Raw genomic sequence first — 19288 nt, forward strand, 5'->3', positions numbered from 1 at the left:
ATTCGTATTAGAATACAAGGGTTTTAATAATAAATAGTTAGAAGTTATTCTATATATTTGCATTTGCATGTCTAGGCTATTTAGCTAAAACATGTAAAACCTAAAATTCAGCTTTGTCGAACCTTACTCAGTCCGGCCAAGTCATTACTCAACGTTATTATAAAAACATCATGAAGAATCGATTCGCTGGCCTTCTGCCGAAGGTCCATCTATGGACGGATCTCGTCCTACTCAATGTATCCTTTTTTCTTGCCTACGCCCTCCGTTTTGAATCTCTACCGACCTTACTAGGAGATCCTTATACCAATATGCTTCTGGTAGCCAACCTCTTATGGCTCCTGTGCTCAAACCTGGCAAGAACCTATTATTTTACCCGACTATCCTACCATTTTAATATTCAGATTACCAGTCTGCTCAAAACGGCAGTAGCACATGCTGGATTATTGATGGGCTTTATGTATTTCGCTCAGGTGGGTGATCTATATTCCCGTTCACAGTTTCTGTTGACCTATGCCTTGTTTTTATTGGCAAGCACCCTGTCCAGGGCGGTGGCGGTGAGCGTTTTAAAGCTTTATCGCCATGCCGGTTATAACTACAACCGCTATGTGGTGGTGGGCAAGGGAGAACTGGCTACCATGATCCGCAACTTCTACAGCCAGAACCGCGAGCTTGGCTACCGCTTCTACGGTACCGTACCCTTTACCAACGACGACCCCGAACAGATGAACCGGTTGGAAGCGATGATCAACGAGCAAAAACTGGATTATGTGTATTGCTGCCTGTCCGACCTGACCGATGAACAAGTGCGCGACTTGATTCGCCTGGGCGAGCGCCACCGTACGCAAATCCGCCTGGTACCCGATTTCAGGGGCTTTATGGACAAAATGGCCCGTATCGAATACCACGATTTGTATCCGGTAATTCAGGTCAATACCAAACCCTTTTCCAATATTCAGGAACAGAGTATCAAACGTGTTTTCGACCTGGTCTTCTCCAGTATTGTAATGATCCTGGGTGCGCCACTCTTTCTTATACTTATGCTGGTAGTAAAACTTTCCTCTCCGGGACCGATTTTCTTCCGTCAAAAACGTTCGGGACGCTGGGGAGAAATATTTGAGATCTATAAATTCCGAAGCATGTATGCCGACTGTGACAAGATGGGACTGCAACATTCTCAGGGCGATAATGACCCCCGGATCACCCCTGTTGGAAAAATCCTAAGAAAAACCAGGCTGGATGAGCTTCCTCAGTTCTATAATGTACTAAAAGGTGATATGTCGGTAGTCGGTCCCCGTCCTCTGTATAAATATGACGTGGATATGCTGATGGAGGCCGAGCCCCACGACTTTCAGCGGTTGCTTACCGTGAAGCCAGGGATCACCTCTATTGGCCAGATCAATGTGGGCTATGCCGACACAGTAGCCAAAAATGTGGAACGACTACAGTACGATGTGCAATATTTAAAATCTTACAGCATATTAGACGATATCAAGCTTATCTTCAAAACCGTTCAGGTAATGGTTTTGGGACGAGGACAATAATCAGTGCCCCCATGCCTTACCCTGGGCTGAATATGGCTTCTACGGAAGCATCAACCCTCCTGGGCTTCCAGCAATGGCTGCCATAGGACAAAAAACAAACACCATAAAGAGTCATAATTATCACTAACAGTTTAACAATCACAATGAAAAAACGTACACTGAAGCTTTTAACATTGGCAATGCTCATCACCAGTGTGATGTACAATTGCAAAAAGAAGGACGAGCCATTCCCAACGGAACCAGATCAGGGTCTGACAGAAGAACTTAACAAAATTGAGCTTCCGACCATTACCCTGACTACGCCTGCGGCTGTAACATCAACGGAATCTTCTGTCGCTGTTTCTGCCAAAACTGCTGCTGTAGCCTCTGCTATGTCGGAAATTACCCCTGATAACATCCCCGCTGCGGCGACAGAAGCGGCTGCTGAAGTTTCTGCAAACCTTAGCGCAGGGGACGTAAGCACCCTGAACTCTGTGAATGCAGAGACCATCGCTGCTATTTCTGCAGGTGGAGCCCTTCCGGCCAACCTTAAGACTGTTATGGACAAGATCGCCGCCAATCCCGTTCTAAAGGCCTATATGCCGGCTCTTACCCTTCCTACAGTGGGTGGAACTACAATTTCGGGAACACGAACATCTGCTCCTGAAGCAGTAGAAAGCACCAATGGTGTATTGGTAGAAGATGCTTGTCTGGTAAAGGCAAATGCAGTATTTGATGCTGTAAAAGCGAAGCTTGATGCCAGCAGAGCGGCAGAAAACACTAAAATTGCAAATGCCTATGCGGCTAATATTGCTCCTCTTGCGGCTGCAGAAACTGCCTGTACAGGCGCTATTCCTGCGAAATATGCTGCCTTGGCTACTGAAGCCAATGCCCTTTCGGCAAGTGCACAGTCTAAACTTGACGCTGCCCAGTCGGCTTTAGGATCGAATTACGAACTGCTTTCAGCCCTAAACAAAATCCAGCTTTTATCTTATCTGAGTTCTTTGAATACCTTGAAGGCTGCGGATCTGAAGGCTTGTGCGGCCAAAACTACGGCTGGCACCACCAATGCGGCTGCAGCCAGAGATGCGGATATCGCGAAGGTAACGGCCAATTATACTACGGCTTTAGCTACGGCAACGGAAGCGAAAACTAAATTGGTAGAAAGCTGCCATAACCAAGGTGGAGGAAACTAATTATTCCAAAACAATATGCCTAAGGAAGGGCGGCCTGGTGCTGTCCTTCCTTTTGTTGTTTTGCTGCAGCCTGGTCAAGGGGCAGGTCAATCTGGTAGGCAAACCCGGGCTGATATACACCCCCAGCGCCCGGGAATCTCCCGACGGACAGTTGAGCTTTGGCTATAATTATAATCCCATACGCTATAGCCTTAGGAAAAGAGGTAAGAATCCGGAACAGATTCTATTTGCCAATCTTACATTTTTAAAAAGATTTGACATAAATTTTCTGCTCCTACAATCTCGAGCTACAAAAACCCGTCCGGTTAGGGAAGCCATAGGCGACCGGCAGATAGATCTTCGCTACCTGATCCTGAAGGAAAAGGCTAATTGGCCTTCTCTGGCGGTGATGGTGAGCACCCCTTTTACCACGGATGGGGCCATGCTGACCCATGCATTGGTGGCTACCAAGAATTTTCAGCTGAAAACCGATTGGATACTAGAAGTAAGCGCGGGATATGGCAGCCCCTATTATCTATATCGGGACGACAGCAATCTGAAAAATACCAGCGTTCTGACTAATTTCGCCTGGCAGAAAAAAAGTGAAGACAGTTATAAAAATATGTATCTGGAAGGGCCCTTTGCCGGAGTAGGCCTTCATTACCGGAATGTGGGGGGACTGATGGCCGAATGGGATGGCCAGCAAATGAATATAGGTGCCTATGGCCGGATATTCAAGCGCTGGACCGTTCAAGCCGCCCTGCTAAATTTTGACCAGGTTTCGTTTGGAACCTCGTTTGCATTTTCTTTACTAGACCCTGCCCGTCGCATTAAAAAGCAAACCCATGAAAGCCAGTAAATTCCTCCTGCTATGGGTGCTATTAAGTTCTTATGGCTACCTATTTGCGCAAGAAGATTCTTATTCTCCTGAAAAATTGATTGTGGATTATGAGCGTATCCAAAAGGATGGCTCAGTGGTCAGCTATGAGCAACGACTCTACAGAAATCCATTTATAGGTCTCTTTGAAATGCGTAAAATCACGGCCGATAGCCTGGTAGATAGTTACAGGCCCCTTTTTCAGGGCATGCCCCTGGGGACTTATACCTGGAAAGACGGACTCACCTATTCCCCATTGACCAGGACCGAGCGCAAGCGCTTATGGTCGTCGACCAAAGCTCCCTTACAGCTGCAGGGCTATAAGTTTGACTTTTATATTCAGCCTTATTTTACGGTCAATTTCGGTAATTTTCTTAAACCTGTCGAGAGCAATACCAGTATAGCCCTGCAGACTCAGCTGATGCTTTGGCCCGGCATGGCCCTCCATACAGGCGTTTTATTCCCTATCACCAATGACCTGGACGGGCGCCCCCGAAGAGTACGTCCTGCACCTACCTATTTGAACCAGTTCTGGACCCAGGGTAAGCATTTCGTCAGCGCATCCTTAGGATTTTTTGCCAATGACCAGTATGGAGGGAATATTCAGTATCGCCATGCCAATCTGGCAGGGGCCTGGTCCTATGGACTGGAGGTTGGCTATACGGGCTTTTATTATTACCCAAGGGGCGGGATTTATTACGATTCTCCCGATCAGCTGTTGCTCCTTGCCGATATCTCTTACCGGTTTAAAGGCCCCGACCTGACTGTTAAGCTAAGCGGGGGGCAATATATGCATCAGGACAAGGGTTTCCGGGTAGAACTGATCCGCCAGTTTACCAGCGTAGAGCTTGGACTTTATGCGATCAAAACTCAGAACGGCTCAACGGTAGGTTTCAATTTTGCCGTACCCATTCCTCCAGGCAAGATTCTTCAGAACAAACAGCTTCGACTAAGGACAGGAGAAGAATTCCGTTGGGAATATATCTATTCCCGGGGCTACCGCATAGGAGAGCGCTACCGTATGGGGTATAATCTGGACCAGAAACTCAGACAATATCAGGTCGATTATCTTAGAAAACAGGATCGGTAATAGATTGGTAGACTCTGTATTTTTATATGGGACAGTATTTCAAATCTATAAACCGGCAGTCATCATATCGTCGAAATTCCATTTATTTGCCCAACCAGCTACCTTCGAAAAAAGGAATACAGTAGATAAGAAAGGGTAAAGCCAATGGCTCCGGCAATGAGTGCCAGGGCCGTCCCACCCAAAAAATATTGCAGGAAATTCATATGAATAGACTCCAGAGTAAGATCCTCAAAGCTATTCAGCTGCACGCCGTTTTTATAGAATACCCCCCCAAACTTATAACTGGCAAAGATAATTAGGGGGATCATGGGGGGGAGACTGATATTGGCAGCTACCAGGAATAACACCTTATTGAGGCGGAAGTAGATACTCAAAGGAATGCCCAGGAGCAATTGGAAACCCCAAATGGGAACGATGCCCATAAAGAAGCCAAAACCAATAGATGCCGCCTTGCGCAAATTACTTTCCTCTGGCTTCACCGCCTCCTCCCTGATCATGGTCCATAGCCCCTTTTGCAAGGTCTTTAGCAATATCCGACGGGGGAGGTGGTATAATAAAGTCAATATTACCAGATAGGTATTAAGTATGCTGATACGGGTAAAGTCGCGAAAGGGACGGAAATGAGATACCCTCTCAGCCTTATCGTAAATTACCCGAATGTCGACTGGGACGACGGGCACATCTTTCCAGGCCAGCTTGACGATAACTTCTATTTCCGTCTCAAACTTGGAGGTATAGAGTCGGGTGGTACGCAGGGGGGCAAGGGGATACAGGCGGAAGCCGGTTTGTGTATCCGGCAATGAGATACCGGTTTCGAACTTAAACCAGAAATTAGAGAATTTATTGCCAAAAGAACTCTTGGAAGGCACCCCCTCCTGATTCATATTTCTCGCCCCCATGACCAAAGCTCCTGGCATTTCCCGCGCTTTTTGTAGGAAGAGCGGGATATCACCAGGCAAATGCTGGCCGTCGGAATCGATGGTGATCACATGCTCATAACCCCGACGAATGGCTTCCTCAAATCCTCGTTGAAGCGCCCTCCCCTTCCCCATATTCCGCTCCTGATGCAATATGATCAGGCCTGCAGGTAGGCTTTCAAGAAGAGCCCTGGTGTTGTCGGTAGAGCCATCGTTCACCACGATCACTTCCTGATGATCGGCATATTCTAATACCCCTTGTATCACCCTGAGCAGGGTGTTTTGATTATTATAGGTAGGAATCAGTACGCAGCAGCGAATTTCCTTAAGGCTCATTGGGTAAACAGGTCAGGTTAGCAGAGTCTTTATACAGGCTACCCCTAACAATAGGCCGACTGCATTTTGAAATACACCGTCTCCCCGAATACCCCGGTAGCAGCAACCTCCAGCAGTTCTACGTCGTTGTACACGATTTCCAGATCGATCAAAGGGGTAGCTTCCGGATTGATAATCTGAAGGAACTTACAGGTCTTCATCGATTTCATAGTTAACCTTCGTCCCAATTTTTCCTGCATCACAGCCTTTACCATTTCCATCTGAATCACCCCGGGCGTAATAGGATTTCCAGGGAAATGCCCGGAAAATATGGGGTGATCGGCGTTAATCCGGACGCGGGCCTTGAGCATCGTGTCCGTTTCCGACAGATTTTCAATGCTATATAATTCATTTAATAAAGCGCTCATTGGTCGTCTGGAGTTATACTTTTATTAAAATACGAGTAAATATCAAAATTTAGAAAACAGGCTCTCGGCCAAGGGCTTGTTGATGACCTGGTCATAAAATAACATATCCCTGCGGTCGCCTCCTTTTTCTATAAAGGTCAACTGCTCCAAAATACCGCTTTTTTTATCAAAAATCAGTCTTATTTCCTGATATATTGCTTTCAGTCTTTTGTTTCGAGGCAAAAGCCGGACCTGATAGGCGGTTGCATGCTCTAAGTACAGTTTTTCAAAACTCTTGTCCTCAGTAAAATTTCCATTGATCAGCCCCAGAATAAGCATGCGTATCTGCTGAGCCATCCGCGTACCTTCCAGGTTTTTCTCTTTACCCCCATCCTTAATACGAACGGCAGCACCGTCTATCAAAATAATATAAGGGTCTGGTAGCTTCTGCTCCCAACGCATGCGATCCTGCTTTTTGAAATAGAAGTTTCCGCTCGCCTTTTGAACACCTTTTAGTACCGACATTTTTTTTTCTTCTGTAAATTTTGCCTGAATACTCTCCGTGTTATCGGCCGATTTTTTAAGGAATTCCTGCACCTGCTGAGGCTGCCTGGCTGCCTGAAAATTTTGAGCCGGAACGGCATGTGCGATCAGAAAAAGATATAGAAGGTACCAGGGTTTATTACGAAGCATAAGCAGCAGTTTTGGTGACCCAATCCAGGGTTTCAATAGCGATTTTCTTTTGACGACAATGCTGTACGATATCGTCGATAGCATCGGCTGTCACCTCCTGGTTATCATGCAAAAGAATAATATCCTTCTTTTTAAGACGTACCAATATGCGCTCGATAAGGGCATATTTATTTTTGGCCTTGGTATCCAGGCTGCGCAGCGACCATCCTACCGACTGCATCCCCAATTCTTTGAGCACATCGGCATACCGCGGATTAGTGACTCCGAAGGGAGGGCGAAAATAAAGGGGTCTTTTACCAGTGATCTGCTCTATCACTGCATTACATTGTTCCAGATCCTTCTTCAGACGCCTTCTGGAAAAGAAACCTATCAACATATGGTGGCTATAGGAGTGATTGCCTACAATATGTCCCTCCTGAACGATCTGATTGACCAGCTCCGGGTACTGATCCGCTTTTTTTCCAATGAGGAAAAAAGTAGCTTTTACCTCCTGCTCCTTTAGTGCGGCCAGTATCAAGGGGGTTTGTACAGGATCGGGACCGTCGTCGAAGGTAAGGGTTACGGCATTGGATTTTCCCTTGTTCAACGAAGTCAGAAAATAATTGGACTGTATGGTAAAAACACCATATACCGTCACGATGATATACAGTAGAAAAACGGCAGCCAGAATATAAAAAACATAGTCAGTCTGCCAGAAAATAAATCCTAGTACGACCAATGCGGTTGCGAATAATACAGTAATGATATTATGCTTCACAATTTTTGAGTATGATTAAGCCCAGTCGATCGGAGCTTAAATTGTTAAGAATTAATGTGTGTTTAATATGGCCATTGGCCAGCATCTTATCGACGGCATAATGAAAGCCAAAGGCGGCGGCAGCCATATACAGTCCCGAACATGCCAGATAGGGTAATATCCGATTCGCTGCAAATAGCTTGCCAGGGAGGAGGTCGTCCCAAACATCCCCAGTCCGGGCCCTGATCACCAGGTCTAAATCCTGCAGGGCTATACCATTCCGACCCAGGAATCCCCGCAGACAGGCATCCTGATCGTCGGCCAGATAGTGGACCTCCACGTCCAATAAGGCGACAGATTGTGGCTTCCTGGTATTTTCGAGCATAAAGAAACTAGCGCCAGAGGTAACAGGCCATTTGTTATCGGGCAGCAACTGCTGGGTAACAATGTCCAGAAACGGGATATGCTCATCGGCACCACCTACCAGTACAGGCCCTTCCCCTTCTGACTGCAACAGTTGGGCATCTATCAGTGCATGTTCAAAAGAGAGGCTGTTTTGTGAATGGGTCATATTATAACCATGATTTCCCAGAATAAGGGAAATCTGACCGGCTATGGTATTATGCGTGGACTGTATAAAGGAAGTAGGCGGCAACATCCCGGACAAAGTGAGACTGTTACTCAGGAACTTTTCCGTCTCGTGCATGCACCCCAGGCCCGTTCCTACCACTATGGCTTGTGGCTGCTGATGCCCACTCTGCTGCAGGCAATCCTTGGCACAGGCAATGGACATACGCAGTATCTTGCTCATTCTCCGCAGGAGTCCACCATCGATATAATCCTTATAATTGGGTGCCATCACCTCGGTGTCTTGCTGCAAGGCAGTAAGATGCTCAGAAAAGCCCTTACGCTGAAATGTTGGCTGATGGGTAATGGAGGACGAGGCGGTTATATACTGCACTGGGTGGTGTATTTATTCTAAGTCATGTGTGGCCCGATTTCGGAATATTGCCTTGGTCCGAAGCAAGCGCATTCAAATTTAGTGATGTTTTTTTAATCCGTTCAGGGTTGGAGACTAAATTTTAGTTAGCCCGACCTTTAATTCTCCCGGATACTACTGGCATCCTAACCTATCTCTCCCATCAGGAATGTAATTTCATTGCGGACTTCTGCTTAAATGACTATATTGAATAGTATATTCATTTCAGATCACACCAACCTTTCCTACCCTATGGTGCACCGTATCAACCTAACATTATCTGACGCTGAGGTAAAATTGCTCCTATCCCTGATCAAGGACACCGACCTGGAAGGACTCAAGACGGCCCTAAATACCTTGGCAGGTCGTGCAGATCAGGAAGCCTACATCCGCCAGCAGGTATATCAGGCCCTTTCCGACTTGAGCGGCTACCAACAGGAAGCATTCAACGATAGCAGCGACCTCAAAGCCGATTTAGGGTTAAGTAATTATCATAAACGATCCCTGAAAAATTATTTTCAGAATACGATTGAAAGTCTGGGGTCTAAGGAAGTGATCGCGGTAAAAGAATGTGAGACACTCACTAAAGTAATTGATTGTCTGAACCTTGTAAATGCGAAGCTATGAGATGGGTAGGCCTTTTATTGCTGATGGTATGTTCAGGACATGCCTACAGTCAGCAGAATTTTTACCAGCGATTTACGTTGAGACAGTCCTTTCAGAATACTGACGAGGCGGCGGAGCCAGCGATGATATCCGTAACCAAGCCTGAAAATCTAAGGGCCTCCTGGCTGCTTCATGCCGCAGTAGGCTACGACCTAGCGCCATTTAAAAGGGCCGTTCTCACCCTTGAGCCATATATAGAATACCACAAGAACACGCTTGTGGAAAAAGTTCAGGACAATTGGCAGGCAGGGGTAAGCTCCCAATGGCAAACCCATGATATCAGCAAAAACTCCTGGTCACCGATTCTGATTAGTTCTGTCAAATACAATGAAGACCGCAGCCATGAGGTGACATCCCTTCAGGCCAGTGTGTATGGCACGGCCATACTCAAGGGTAAGCGCAAGGATGCGGCCAATTTTTGGGTTCCCAATCATCCGACCGAATTTGGCGATTATCTACAGTTCTACTACGCTCCCTATCTGGGGCTGGAGTCAGAAAACAGGTTGACGGTGGCTCAGGATGCTTCGGCAGGCAATATATTGAGGGCCACGGGGCGGGTTTCTTCCAGTCTGTCGCTAGGTCGGCGTACGGAGGATGCCAAAGGACTCCTGTTTCTGGTAGCTGACTGGCAGTACCGCCAGAATATTTTCGAAAACGTAGCCGACTTGAATCAGGCCAATCATCATTTTATATCTACCGGAATCAGCTATCGTTTCTTTCTGGATATGGATCAGCAAAAATTTGCCAGCCTGGGAGTAGACTATAGCGCAGGGGAAAATCCCAGTCAAAATTTTCGGAGACAATCGTATTACGCCCTAAGCCTTAAGGTGAAGTTATAGGCCCTTCCAGTCTTATGCCTTCCGCGGACATATCATTCGTTTCTGGCGAAGATAAGGGAGCTGTTATTCCCCCCGAAACCAAAGGAATTGGAGAGCACCACTTCTACAGGTTGTTGGGTTTGGAGCATGGTAACAGGAGTCAATCCCGTTTCAGCCAGGGGGTTAGTAAAATTCAGGTTAGGGAATAATAGACCATCCCGAATGGCCAGCACCGAGAAAACCGCCTCTATGGAGCCGGCTGCAGCCAGGGTGTGACCGGTATAGGCCTTGGTGGAGCTAAATGGAGGAACTTTATCGCCAAACACAGTTTTCATAGCCATGGATTCGGAGAGGTCGTTATTGCGGGTACCCGTTCCATGAACATTGATATAGCTAACCTTTCCGGCGGCAATACCTGCACAATCCAGGGCCTTTTGAATGGCCAGGGTAGCTCCCTTCCCCTCGGGTGAGGAGGCCGTCTGGTGATAGGCATCGGCCGCATTGGCCCATCCGGTTAACTGACAAATTGGTTCGTTGCCGGTAACCTGCAGGCTTTTCTCATTTTCCAGAACCAGATAAGCTGCCCCCTCGCCCAGATTGAGCCCAGCCCGGCTGTCGTCGAAGGGACGGCAGGCCTGATCGTCGTATATCAGCAGAGATTTAAAGCCATTGACTGTAAAATGGGTAAGTGGGTCCATGCCCCCTACCAGTACCCGGTCCAATTTTCCTTGCCGCAGAAGCCTGGCGCCCATCATAATCGCGTTGGCTGCAGAAGAGCAAGCGGTAGATATGGTATTGACATAACCACTGATACCCAACTCTTTAGAGATCACCTCGCTGGTGTAGCCACTGTCATGGGTAAGGAACACACCATAGTCGATAGCTTCTCCATGAAGATACTTCTCATAGACCACCTCGGTCCGGTCCATCCCACCCACTGAGGTAGCGGAAATAAAACCAGTCCGGAGCAGGGCGGAAGGTTGCTGCCCCTCCCAGGCCTCCCGCGCCGCGGTAAGGCCCAGCAATGTGCTACGCGAGTAATATCCATCAGACAAATGGTTTTGGTCCATGAGTTCCCTATCCGTGAGATTAACGGCTCCGACAAGCAGGCCCATGGTCTCCGGAGAGGTTCCTAAAGGACCAATGCCGGAGCGCCCTGCGATCAGTGATTGCAGATTTTCTGAAACGGTATGCCCTATGGCCGAGATGACCCCAAGTCCTGTGATATTAATTTTCAACTTCTCTAGGTTTTATGCGCTCAATTAGATTTCTGACGAATGTATTCCGCCAGGCTGTTAACGGAAAGGAATGCTGACTTTCCTTCTTCCGGATTGACTACCTGTATACCATGGTATTTTTCTAGCAGTACGATCATTTCCAGAGCATCGATGGAGTCCAGTGCCAACCCGTTTGCATCGAACAGCAGCATGTCATCACTGATATCGGCTGCGGTTACATCTTCCAAATTTAATTGTTCAATTATCTGATGTTTTAAATCTTCTTTTAACTGGTCCATATGATAAATTCCTAATTGATTCAATAATTACGATAAATGTTGTTGATATATTTCCAGTAGTTCACGAACACCCAACCTGACAGCCCCATCGTCGGCCTGAATGGGCTCGGCCGGAATAGGCTCGGCCGGAATAGGCTCGGCTAGAAAGATAAATACTTCGGTATTTTCTTCGTCAATCTGTACCCATCCGCCAATCACGGCTTCACAACCCCTGGCGATATGTCTTTGGATGTACGATGTAAAGAAACCTGGGTCAAACTCAGGCATGACCACGAAAGTATTTTCTCCGTACCATTTCTTAAGAATGGCTATTTCCCCGGTTATAATATTGGGCAGGGTATACACGAAGATGGCTGGGCTAGGCGACATATGATCGGCATAGCTGGCCTGAAAACGACGATCTGTAGCCGCACTGGCATAGCGATTGGCAAAGACCAGATCGACACCCTCATCCTGAAAGTCCATAGGCCGGGCAGCAAATAACCTTATCAACTCCACGCCCAGAACCCCGGCCTGGGCCAGGGCATCCATTTTATGAAACTTTGGATATTGTATATCGGCAAAGTTGTAAATCTGACGGAACCAACTATGTTCAGAATCCGGGGAAGGTTGCAATAATATTTTTCCATTCACTGCGCAGAGCAGATCCGTAATATGGCAGTATCCAGTTATTTTAATCATATTTTCTCAACCATTAAGGCTGCGTTGCCCCCGCCAAATCCCGAGGCGGTTTTCAAAAAGCAGTTAAATTCTTTAACCTTATTATTGGCCAATACATTTAAGGGCTGGCTTGTTCCCAACTTTTCGAAACCCAGGCTTTTCAGTTGTACACCATGCCTCAACATTTGCATAGTAGCAACAGTTTCCAATACGCCCGCAGCACCTAAGGTATGGCCAAAATATCCTTTAAGGCTAAGCAGGGGTAGGTTCTGAAGGCCCAGTCGATTAATAGCGATGGCCTCCATCTCGTCGTTATACTGGGTGGCAGTACCATGAACAGACAGCAGGTCCAGATCTGCAGCCTGTTTCTGATGCCTGGCCATGGTGCGCCTTACGGCGCGTACCAGCCCTTCGCCCGTACGTGAAGGGCCAGAGATATGATTGGCATCGTTGGAGGAGTAACCTGCCAGCAGGCTTAAGGGCTCTTCTTTAAATATCCCCCGATTACGGCTGACCACCACTCCCGCTGCCGCTTCCCCTAGCGTAATCCCTTTCCGGGCTATGTCGAAGGGAGCGCAGGGTTTATCGCTAATGGCATACAGGGACTGAAACCCGTTGATAACGAACTGAGAAGCCAGATCGGCCGCGATTACAATTACATGTTCCGCTTCACCAGCAGCCACCAATTCGTCGGCTATATTAATCGCTTGCACACCGGAGATACAGGCATTGGAAACGATTAAAGGCAATCTTTTCAGATCGAAGGCTTTTTGCAGGGGGTGCATCACCCCATCGAAAGGGCGGTCGAGGTGATCGTCCACAGCTCCTTTGGTAGCACTGACGATTACCTGGGTGGAAGCGTGCCACAAAAGGGAAGCATCTATCGCCTGGGAAACAGCCTGGAGGCAGTCAAATACCAGAGAATGAAAGCGTCGATCGGTGGTTAGGGCATCAAATCGGGCCAAAGGAAGCTTTTCATGATGGAGTCCTACCTGGTCTACCCATCCAATCGCTGAACGATTGGCCAGCATGGACTTCCAATTTTCCTCCGTCGAGGCCCCCATAGGACTGATCATCGTTTCAGCTCCAATATACATCATGACAACCTGCTGTTCTGTTGGTTTATGTTAGATTTGATGTTTCTCTTTCCAGGCGCGGTAAAACTCTGGTGTGATCAATTCCAGTTCTCTGGACTCACGACGCAGAAATACCTGCATGGTCTGCCCAGCCGCCGCAAGTTGCCCGGTAGACATATTAATAACCTCATAGCTAAAGAGCACCTTAGCCGAACGGCTAGGGTGGTATCGCGTTATTACCTTAATTTTTTGTCCATAATAAACGGGGGCCTTATGATCGATTTCCGACTTGACAATGGGTGTAAAAAAGCCATGATCGAAAATGGTGAGATATTCCAAGCCATATTGTTTCCCGAATGCTTCCCTGCCATCTTCGAAAAACTTCAGGTAATTGCCATGCCATACCACTCCCATCGCGTCGGTTTCACTAAAGCGTATCTCTATTTCAATTTCGGACGAAAGCATTATATTGAATCAATTTTTTTTGTTAACAAGAATAGACAAAATTGTGTTGGAAGCCTATTCTTTGCAAGAAAAAACGAAAAACCTTGATTAGGCCAATACAATTTTCATCTCGCATTCCAATAAAAGTATTTCGTCCAAATAACATCTCCCACTCACCATCACGATATTATCGAGCCGGTGCGTAGGCGTGACGACGGTTCGTATCTGGCTACCCACCTCCGGGAGGCTATAGACCTCTACCCTGGTAATGGAACCAATATAACCTCTTCTTGGCGCCTCACCTTCTTCCCCTGTCAGGGTTCCAAAGCCAGCGGCGCTGGTCTGTGCCACATTTTCCAGCATTCCACTCTCAGTAAACAGCCCCTGGCTTACGAGGGTGTTTTCCGGATCTACAAAAAGGGTAGATACGAAGCGATCGGGCGCTACGGACAGGATGGAATCGACCATCACAAAAGGGGCACGTTGGGGGATAATGTCGGTGATCGACTGTTTTTCAATCATTTATCGTATAGTCAAAGTAATTAAACCACTGTTCCGGATACTGTTTCAGTTTCTTTTCCAGGGTTTGGATATACAATTTAGCAATTTCTTCGGGTTTATGTCTGGAAAATATTGGCGTCGTTGCACTCAAATGGTAATGGAAGGGGCCATTTTTATTCGCAAAAACGAAAGTTACCGGTGCGTCGAATTTTGAGGCGATGGTAAAGGGCCCCAAGGGAAATCGTGCTTTAGCGTTAAGGAAGTCCATTTCAAGATACCGGGCTCCTTCCAGGTAACGGTCGGCATGAAGGGCTACAAATTCATTTTTCCGAAGTGCATTACGAATGGCGATGACGTGCGACAGGTCATCTTTGATAGGGATAATCTGGAAACGGGACCCGCCAGTGGTCTCTTCCATAAGATTCTTGATACTCTCGACCTCGGCATCCAACATAACGATATGGATGGTAGGGGTAATGCGGCCCTCCAGCAAGTTGCCGGCGGTCTCCCAGTTACCTACATGCGCACTCAGGAGGATCCCCCCCTTCCCTGCTTCCCGCATGGCTATAAGGTGGGCTTCATTTTCGAAAGTATGGGTGAACTGATGACCTCGTCCCAGCAAAAAGGCGGCCCGGTCTATCAGGGTCTGGCCAAAAATATAAAAATTTTCCTGAGCTAGCTTTTTGGATTCCGCCGTGGTGTAACCAAGAAAAACCTGATAAAAACTTATCAGAGCCCTTCGGGGCCTGGCGGAGAAAAGAAAGTAATAATTAGTTACAATTTTGAGCAAAGCATATATTCTCCTGATGGGAATACGCCCTATAAAAAACAGGAATATCTTGTATCCTATTAATGAACCCTTCGTCTTACCGTCCCAACGGCTCATTATTTAGCGTCCAAGTTTTTGCCGTACCAGGCTATAAAAATCGCTAAAGGTTACGATACCTTTGAAGTCTTCACCCGTAAGTTTAATATTCAGATGCTCTTCAATAAGAACGACCAGATCTACATAGTCAAGGCTATCCAGATCCAGGGTTTCCTTAAGACTATTTTCAGGAAGGATATCGGAAGGGTCAATTTCAAATTCCTCCGCCAAAAACTCACGGACTCCTTCGATGATCTCTTCAAATGCTATTTTTTCGTCGTTTACATACATACTACAAAATTAATTTATTCTGACTGATAGTTCTAAGTCCTTCCCAAGTTTTCTGGATTAATCCTTCTAATTCTCTTCAAAAGACAACAATCAACTCATCTTCCCGAAGCCGGCTGCTTAGCTTCCAACAAATTTACAATTTTCTAATCCTACTTTTTATACCGTTCACATAAACATTTCCGGTATAAACGCTTTATTCACCCGGTTTCCTGAGAATGAGCGCCGAATTGGTTCCGCCAAAGCCAAAGCTATTGGACAGGAAACAATCGAACTTTCGCTGAACGGTCTGACCGATAATATTAATACGAGCAGAGTCTTCGTCTGGATTTTCGAAATTGATATTAGGAGCAATAAAATCGTTTTGCATCATCAATATAGAATAGACGATCTCGCTGGCTCCTGCCATCCAACACTCGTGCCCGGTCATGGACTTGGTGGAACTCACCGGAACATTTCCTCCAAATAACTCGTAAATGGCTCTAGCCTCGCTACTATCCCCCACGGCCGTGGAGGTTGCATGCGCATTGATATAGTCGATCTGGTCGGTTCGGATGGCGTTGGCTCGCATCGCCATACGCATGGCACGTACCTGACCCTCTATATTGGGGTTAGAAATATGTTCCCCATTGGAGGAAAAGCCATAACCCACCACCTCAGCGAGAATAGGTGCCCCCCTACGGATGGCCTCATCATAGGACTCCAGAATCACCGTTGCAGCTCCCCCGCTGGGAATAAGCCCATCCCGGTCTCGATCGAAGGGTCGGGAGGCTTTGCCGGGGTCCGACTCTCGTACCGAAAATGTCCCCAGGCCATCGAAACTGGACATAGCCTCCTGGTTAATCTCCTGAGCCCCTCCGCAAATCACCCTGTCCTGAAGACCTTGGCTGATCATAAGATAACCCATCCCTATGGCATGAGAGCCTGAGGCGCAGGCGGCACTCAGGGTAAAATTGATCCCCCGGAGTTTAAGGATGGTGGACAGATTCATATTGACAGTGCTATTCATATTCTGAAAAATAGCCCCACTGCCAATCAAGGTCGTATCCTTCTTTTCACGCACCTTGTCCGAAGCTTCGACGACGGAGGCGGCGGTGCTGTCGTTGCCAAAAATGATCCCTGTTTCTGTGGTTTCCAGAAAATCCACATCCAACCCGGCCTGAAGGAGCGCCTGATGAGTGGACATATAAGCATATTCGGCAGGCTCATGCATGCCCATACGTTGCCGACGCGAGAGAAGGGGTTTGAGGTCGGGGCGGGCTACCATGCCCGTCAGGGCAGACCGATAGCCATAAGCTTTCCTGATTGGATCGAAAATGATGCCACTTTCACCTTTATACAAGGAATCTCTTACCTGATCGATGCTCGTTCCCAGGCAGGAATAGATTCCCATTCCTGTTACTACTACGCGCTTGCTCATGATTATGAATATATCCCTCCGTTGATATTAATTACTTCTCCGGTAATATAAGCGGCCTTATCTGATACTAAAAAACTTACCAAATGGGCTACCTCATCTGCCCGGCCAAAACGGTTGACCGGAATCATTTGTTTCAATTCGGCTTCGTTTAGCTCACTGGTCATATCACTGCTGATAAAACCCGGAGCCACGGCATTCACGGTGATCTTGCGCTTGGCAACTTCCTGTGCCAGGGCCTTGGTAGCGGCTACGATAGCACCTTTGGCAGCAGAATAATTGGTCTGTCCCGCCACACCCTTCATACCCGAAACGGAAGCAATATTGACTATCCTACCCGACCTTTTGCGCAGCATCTCCTGGATGGCATTCTGGGTGACATTGAAAAGCCCTTTGGTAGAAATGTCCATGACCTCATCCCAATCCTGCTCCGACATCCACATAAAAAGCCCATCTCGGGTCACCCCTGCGTTATTCACCAGAACCTGTATATTTTTTTCAGGATTACCCGTTTTCCAATCGTTAAGGGCCTGATCTACCTCCACCTTATTCTGTACACGAAAAGGCAGCAACTCCCCGTCTCCTCCTTCTGCTCTGATGAGTCTCAGGGTTTCTTCAGCAGCTTCCTGATTGCTGGCATAATTTACCAAAATATATAACTGGTGATCCTGAGACAGTTGCAGGGCTATGGCCCTTCCTATCCCCCGGGATGCACCGGTAACTAAAGCACACTTCATAATTCAAAATGGGTTTCTTTCAATAATACACAGACAGAGGCTATGGCTTCAGCCTGTGGTACATCTTCCAGCACAAAGGAGGCCTTGGTTCTAATGAGGCTGTAAACCTCCCTGGCTTTGGGGGACAGTCGCTCTCTTTCGGCCTCCGAAAGTAGGTCTATGGCCTGGCAGAGGGCCATCAGGTGGATCGCCATAACCTGGTAACCGTTTTCCAGCACCTGCCTGGCCATCACGGCACTGTTGGTTCCCATGCTAACAATATCCTGATTATCATTATTATTTGGAATACTGTGTACATACATCGATCCACATAGCGCCTGATTTTCGGCAGTGGTAGACGTGGCCGTAAACTGCACCCCTTGAAAACCAAAATTTAACCCCCAGGTTCCAGCGTTTAGAAAGGGCGGAAATCGGTTGTTGAGCTTGCTATTCATTAAAAAATTCAGCTGTCGCTCCATCAACATGGTAAGCTTGGTAAGCACCAGTTTAAGCTTATCCATTTCCAGGGAGATATAATCTCCATGAAAATTGCCCCCATGGTACACATTATTTTCTTCCGGATTGACTATCGGATTATCATTGGTCGAGTTCAGTTCGTTTTCAACCACCAACTGAGCATAGTTCAGGGTATCCAGTACCGGCCCTATTACCTGCGGTACGCATCGAATAGAATAATATTCCTGTATTTTTCTCTCAAATTCTCTTTTTTGTAGGGCAGAGTCATCTTTAAATAACTCCTCCCGATTGCGTATCATTTGGCTGCCAGCTACAAATGCCCTCATTTTCTCCGCCACCATTCGCTGCCCTTCATGGAGTTTTACGGCATTGAGCTGTAGCGAAAACGAGTCGTCGAAGGCTTCAATCACTTCATTTAACAAGGCCGAAGCCGCTATACCCCAAGTGGTTAACCGATGTGCATAAATCAGGTTGACGGCGGCAATGCCCGTCATACAGGAGGTGCCATTGATCAACCCCAACCCATCTCTCAGTTGCATGCGTAGGGGTTTTATATCCAACATGTCCAATACCTGACTCGTAGGCCGGCGCAGACCACCATAATAAACATGCCCCTCGCCAATCAGATTCAGTCCTAAATGCGAAAGCTGTACCAGATCACCACTCGCTCCAACACTACCATGTTCGAAGATCTCGGGCACAATGCCATGATTTAAAAACAGGATCAACTGATGGATAACCGCCGTGCTTACCCCCGAATTTCCCTGTAAAAAGGCATTTAAGCGCGCTACCATTACGCTGCGGGCATACACTTCATCCAATGGCTTGCCCATTCCACTGGCATGGCTTCGAATCAGATTGTACTGCAGACTATTCAGCTTATCAGTCTCGATACGGAACTGTGCCATAGGCCCGAAGCCGGTATTGATTCCATAAATAATCTTGTCTTTAGAAAAATCGGTTAGAAACTGAAAAGATTGAGAGACCTTCTCTAATGCATCTTCCTTCAGAACAACTTCTTGCTTATGAATGGCATACCGCTCAATATGAGCCAGTGAAATATAATTCATTAATTATTTCGAGAGTTAAAAATATGGCGTAAAATAAAGGTTTTTTTGTCGGTTTGTCAAACCAA

The 19288-nt window shown here is 47.1% G+C and carries 22 protein-coding genes; 6 read left to right on the forward strand and 16 right to left on the reverse strand.

Going from position 1 to position 19288, the window contains the following annotated elements; translation table 11 throughout:
- Positions 1 to 170 precede the first annotated feature (170 nt).
- The 4 genes from X939_RS0103780 (at position 171) to X939_RS22035 (ending at position 4662) form a co-directional block, all read left to right on the forward strand.
- The gene (locus tag X939_RS0103780) at positions 171 to 1541 is read left to right on the forward strand and encodes an exopolysaccharide biosynthesis polyprenyl glycosylphosphotransferase (RefSeq protein WP_025761935.1); all 1371 of its coding nucleotides are present in this window, start codon (positions 171 to 173) and stop codon (positions 1539 to 1541) included.
- 143 nt (positions 1542 to 1684) lie between these two features.
- Positions 1685 to 2716, forward strand: coding sequence for a hypothetical protein (locus X939_RS0103790; protein WP_131694667.1), 1032 nt, complete (start codon positions 1685 to 1687; stop codon positions 2714 to 2716).
- Positions 2703 to 3554, forward strand: coding sequence for a YjbH domain-containing protein (locus X939_RS22030; RefSeq protein ID WP_052353407.1), 852 nt, complete (start codon positions 2703 to 2705; stop codon positions 3552 to 3554). The genes X939_RS0103790 and X939_RS22030 overlap by 14 nt, the downstream gene beginning before the upstream one ends.
- Positions 3541 to 4662, forward strand: a complete 1122-nt coding sequence (locus X939_RS22035; RefSeq protein WP_044198472.1) for a YjbH domain-containing protein — start codon at positions 3541 to 3543, stop codon at positions 4660 to 4662. The genes X939_RS22030 and X939_RS22035 overlap by 14 nt, the downstream gene beginning before the upstream one ends.
- 98 nt (positions 4663 to 4760) lie before the next feature.
- Here the strand turns inward: X939_RS22035 and X939_RS0103800 are convergent, their stop codons facing one another.
- Genes X939_RS0103800 through X939_RS0103820 form a run of 5 tightly spaced genes read right to left on the reverse strand, consistent with a single transcriptional unit; the run spans position 4761 to position 8691 of the window.
- Entirely contained in the window at positions 4761 to 5915 is a 1155-nt protein-coding gene (locus tag X939_RS0103800; RefSeq protein ID WP_025761937.1) for a DUF2062 domain-containing protein, read from the reverse strand.
- A gap of 44 nt (positions 5916 to 5959) precedes the next feature.
- Positions 5960 to 6322 (reverse strand): ApeI family dehydratase, encoded by a 363-nt coding sequence (locus X939_RS0103805; RefSeq protein WP_025761938.1) that lies wholly within the window; start codon positions 6320 to 6322, stop codon positions 5960 to 5962.
- A gap of 42 nt (positions 6323 to 6364) precedes the next feature.
- Complete coding sequence (gene lolA2 / locus X939_RS0103810; protein ID WP_025761939.1) at positions 6365 to 6994, reverse strand: flexirubin biosynthesis/transport protein LolA2; 630 nt, start codon at positions 6992 to 6994, stop codon at positions 6365 to 6367.
- Positions 6984 to 7751 carry a polysaccharide deacetylase family protein gene (locus X939_RS0103815; RefSeq protein WP_025761940.1) on the reverse strand — a complete coding sequence of 256 codons (768 nt, stop codon included), beginning with the start codon at positions 7749 to 7751 and terminating at the stop codon, positions 6984 to 6986. Before X939_RS0103815 ends, lolA2 begins: the two co-directional genes overlap by 11 nt.
- Positions 7741 to 8691: a beta-ketoacyl synthase chain length factor gene (locus X939_RS0103820; protein ID WP_025761941.1), complete on the reverse strand. Its 951-nt coding sequence runs from the start codon at positions 8689 to 8691 to the stop codon at positions 7741 to 7743. The genes X939_RS0103815 and X939_RS0103820 overlap by 11 nt, the downstream gene beginning before the upstream one ends.
- Positions 8692 to 8916: 225 nt before the next feature.
- Here X939_RS0103820 and X939_RS0103825 point away from each other — a divergent pair, with 225 nt between their 5' ends.
- Together X939_RS0103825 and X939_RS0103830 are read left to right on the forward strand one after the other, a co-directional pair.
- Positions 8917 to 9336 (forward strand): hypothetical protein, encoded by a 420-nt coding sequence (locus X939_RS0103825; RefSeq protein WP_131694665.1) that lies wholly within the window; start codon positions 8917 to 8919, stop codon positions 9334 to 9336.
- Entirely contained in the window at positions 9333 to 10214 is an 882-nt protein-coding gene (locus X939_RS0103830) for a hypothetical protein (protein WP_025761943.1), read from the forward strand. The genes X939_RS0103825 and X939_RS0103830 overlap by 4 nt, the downstream gene beginning before the upstream one ends.
- A 32-nt stretch (positions 10215 to 10246) precedes the next feature.
- Here the strand turns inward: X939_RS0103830 and X939_RS0103835 are convergent, their stop codons facing one another.
- The 11 genes from X939_RS0103835 to flxA all read right to left on the reverse strand — a co-directional run bounded on the left by X939_RS0103835 (position 10247) and on the right by flxA (position 19223).
- Positions 10247 to 11431 (reverse strand): beta-ketoacyl-[acyl-carrier-protein] synthase family protein, encoded by a 1185-nt coding sequence (locus X939_RS0103835; protein ID WP_025761944.1) that lies wholly within the window; start codon positions 11429 to 11431, stop codon positions 10247 to 10249.
- A gap of 20 nt (positions 11432 to 11451) precedes the next feature.
- On the reverse strand, positions 11452 to 11709 hold the full coding sequence (locus X939_RS0103840; RefSeq protein ID WP_025761945.1) for an acyl carrier protein: 258 nt from the start codon (positions 11707 to 11709) through the stop codon (positions 11452 to 11454).
- Between the two features lie 27 nt (positions 11710 to 11736).
- Positions 11737 to 12390 carry a hypothetical protein gene (locus X939_RS0103845; RefSeq protein ID WP_025761946.1) on the reverse strand — a complete coding sequence of 218 codons (654 nt, stop codon included), beginning with the start codon at positions 12388 to 12390 and terminating at the stop codon, positions 11737 to 11739.
- On the reverse strand, positions 12387 to 13469 hold the full coding sequence (locus tag X939_RS0103850) for a beta-ketoacyl synthase N-terminal-like domain-containing protein (protein ID WP_025761947.1): 1083 nt from the start codon (positions 13467 to 13469) through the stop codon (positions 12387 to 12389). Before X939_RS0103850 ends, X939_RS0103845 begins: the two co-directional genes overlap by 4 nt.
- A gap of 27 nt (positions 13470 to 13496) precedes the next feature.
- Positions 13497 to 13910, reverse strand: a complete 414-nt coding sequence (locus tag X939_RS0103855) for an acyl-CoA thioesterase (RefSeq protein WP_025761948.1) — start codon at positions 13908 to 13910, stop codon at positions 13497 to 13499.
- Between the two features lie 87 nt (positions 13911 to 13997).
- The gene (locus tag X939_RS0103860) at positions 13998 to 14411 is read right to left on the reverse strand and encodes a hotdog family protein (protein ID WP_025761949.1); all 414 of its coding nucleotides are present in this window, start codon (positions 14409 to 14411) and stop codon (positions 13998 to 14000) included.
- A complete protein-coding gene (locus tag X939_RS0103865) occupies positions 14404 to 15276 on the reverse strand; it encodes a lysophospholipid acyltransferase family protein (RefSeq protein WP_025761950.1) in 873 nt (290 codons plus the stop codon). The genes X939_RS0103860 and X939_RS0103865 overlap by 8 nt, the downstream gene beginning before the upstream one ends.
- A 3-nt stretch (positions 15277 to 15279) precedes the next feature.
- Positions 15280 to 15546, reverse strand: a complete 267-nt coding sequence (locus X939_RS0103870; protein WP_025761951.1) for a phosphopantetheine-binding protein — start codon at positions 15544 to 15546, stop codon at positions 15280 to 15282.
- A gap of 193 nt (positions 15547 to 15739) precedes the next feature.
- Positions 15740 to 16963, reverse strand: coding sequence for a beta-ketoacyl-[acyl-carrier-protein] synthase family protein (locus X939_RS0103875; RefSeq protein ID WP_025761952.1), 1224 nt, complete (start codon positions 16961 to 16963; stop codon positions 15740 to 15742).
- Between the two features lie 2 nt (positions 16964 to 16965).
- On the reverse strand, positions 16966 to 17697 hold the full coding sequence (flxB, locus tag X939_RS0103880; protein ID WP_025761953.1) for a flexirubin biosynthesis SDR family reductase FlxB: 732 nt from the start codon (positions 17695 to 17697) through the stop codon (positions 16966 to 16968).
- On the reverse strand, positions 17694 to 19223 hold the full coding sequence (gene flxA / locus X939_RS0103885; RefSeq protein ID WP_025761954.1) for a flexirubin biosynthesis tyrosine ammonia-lyase FlxA: 1530 nt from the start codon (positions 19221 to 19223) through the stop codon (positions 17694 to 17696). Before flxA ends, flxB begins: the two co-directional genes overlap by 4 nt.
- Positions 19224 to 19288 lie beyond the last annotated feature (65 nt).

It is taken from the genome of Dyadobacter tibetensis Y620-1, from assembly GCF_000566685.1.
Taxonomy (GTDB): Bacteria; Bacteroidota; Bacteroidia; order Cytophagales; family Spirosomataceae; genus Dyadobacter; species Dyadobacter tibetensis.

What these genes read in the sequence shown, in the direction of transcription:
- X939_RS22035 (WP_044198472.1), top strand. Translation starts at nt 3,541, where the DNA reads ATGAAAGCCAGTAAATTCCTCCTGCTATGGGTGCTATTAAGTTCTTAT.
- X939_RS0103860 (WP_025761949.1), bottom strand. Translation starts at nt 14,411, where the DNA reads ATGATTGAAAAACAGTCGATCACCGACATTATCCCCCAACGTGCCCCT.
- X939_RS0103830 (WP_025761943.1), top strand. Translation starts at nt 9,333, where the DNA reads ATGAGATGGGTAGGCCTTTTATTGCTGATGGTATGTTCAGGACATGCC.
- X939_RS0103865 (WP_025761950.1), bottom strand. Translation starts at nt 15,276, where the DNA reads ATGAGCCGTTGGGACGGTAAGACGAAGGGTTCATTAATAGGATACAAG.
- X939_RS0103845 (WP_025761946.1), bottom strand. Translation starts at nt 12,390, where the DNA reads ATGATTAAAATAACTGGATACTGCCATATTACGGATCTGCTCTGCGCA.
- X939_RS0103870 (WP_025761951.1), bottom strand. Translation starts at nt 15,546, where the DNA reads ATGTATGTAAACGACGAAAAAATAGCATTTGAAGAGATCATCGAAGGA.
- X939_RS0103800 (WP_025761937.1), bottom strand. Translation starts at nt 5,915, where the DNA reads ATGAGCCTTAAGGAAATTCGCTGCTGCGTACTGATTCCTACCTATAAT.
- X939_RS0103855 (WP_025761948.1), bottom strand. Translation starts at nt 13,910, where the DNA reads ATGCTTTCGTCCGAAATTGAAATAGAGATACGCTTTAGTGAAACCGAC.
- X939_RS0103805 (WP_025761938.1), bottom strand. Translation starts at nt 6,322, where the DNA reads ATGAGCGCTTTATTAAATGAATTATATAGCATTGAAAATCTGTCGGAA.
- X939_RS0103780 (WP_025761935.1), top strand. Translation starts at nt 171, where the DNA reads ATGAAGAATCGATTCGCTGGCCTTCTGCCGAAGGTCCATCTATGGACG.
- X939_RS0103875 (WP_025761952.1), bottom strand. Translation starts at nt 16,963, where the DNA reads ATGAGCAAGCGCGTAGTAGTAACAGGAATGGGAATCTATTCCTGCCTG.
- X939_RS0103790 (WP_131694667.1), top strand. Translation starts at nt 1,685, where the DNA reads ATGAAAAAACGTACACTGAAGCTTTTAACATTGGCAATGCTCATCACC.
- X939_RS0103850 (WP_025761947.1), bottom strand. Translation starts at nt 13,469, where the DNA reads ATGATGTATATTGGAGCTGAAACGATGATCAGTCCTATGGGGGCCTCG.
- flxB (WP_025761953.1), bottom strand. Translation starts at nt 17,697, where the DNA reads ATGAAGTGTGCTTTAGTTACCGGTGCATCCCGGGGGATAGGAAGGGCC.
- lolA2 (WP_025761939.1), bottom strand. Translation starts at nt 6,994, where the DNA reads ATGCTTCGTAATAAACCCTGGTACCTTCTATATCTTTTTCTGATCGCA.
- flxA (WP_025761954.1), bottom strand. Translation starts at nt 19,223, where the DNA reads ATGAATTATATTTCACTGGCTCATATTGAGCGGTATGCCATTCATAAG.
- X939_RS0103840 (WP_025761945.1), bottom strand. Translation starts at nt 11,709, where the DNA reads ATGGACCAGTTAAAAGAAGATTTAAAACATCAGATAATTGAACAATTA.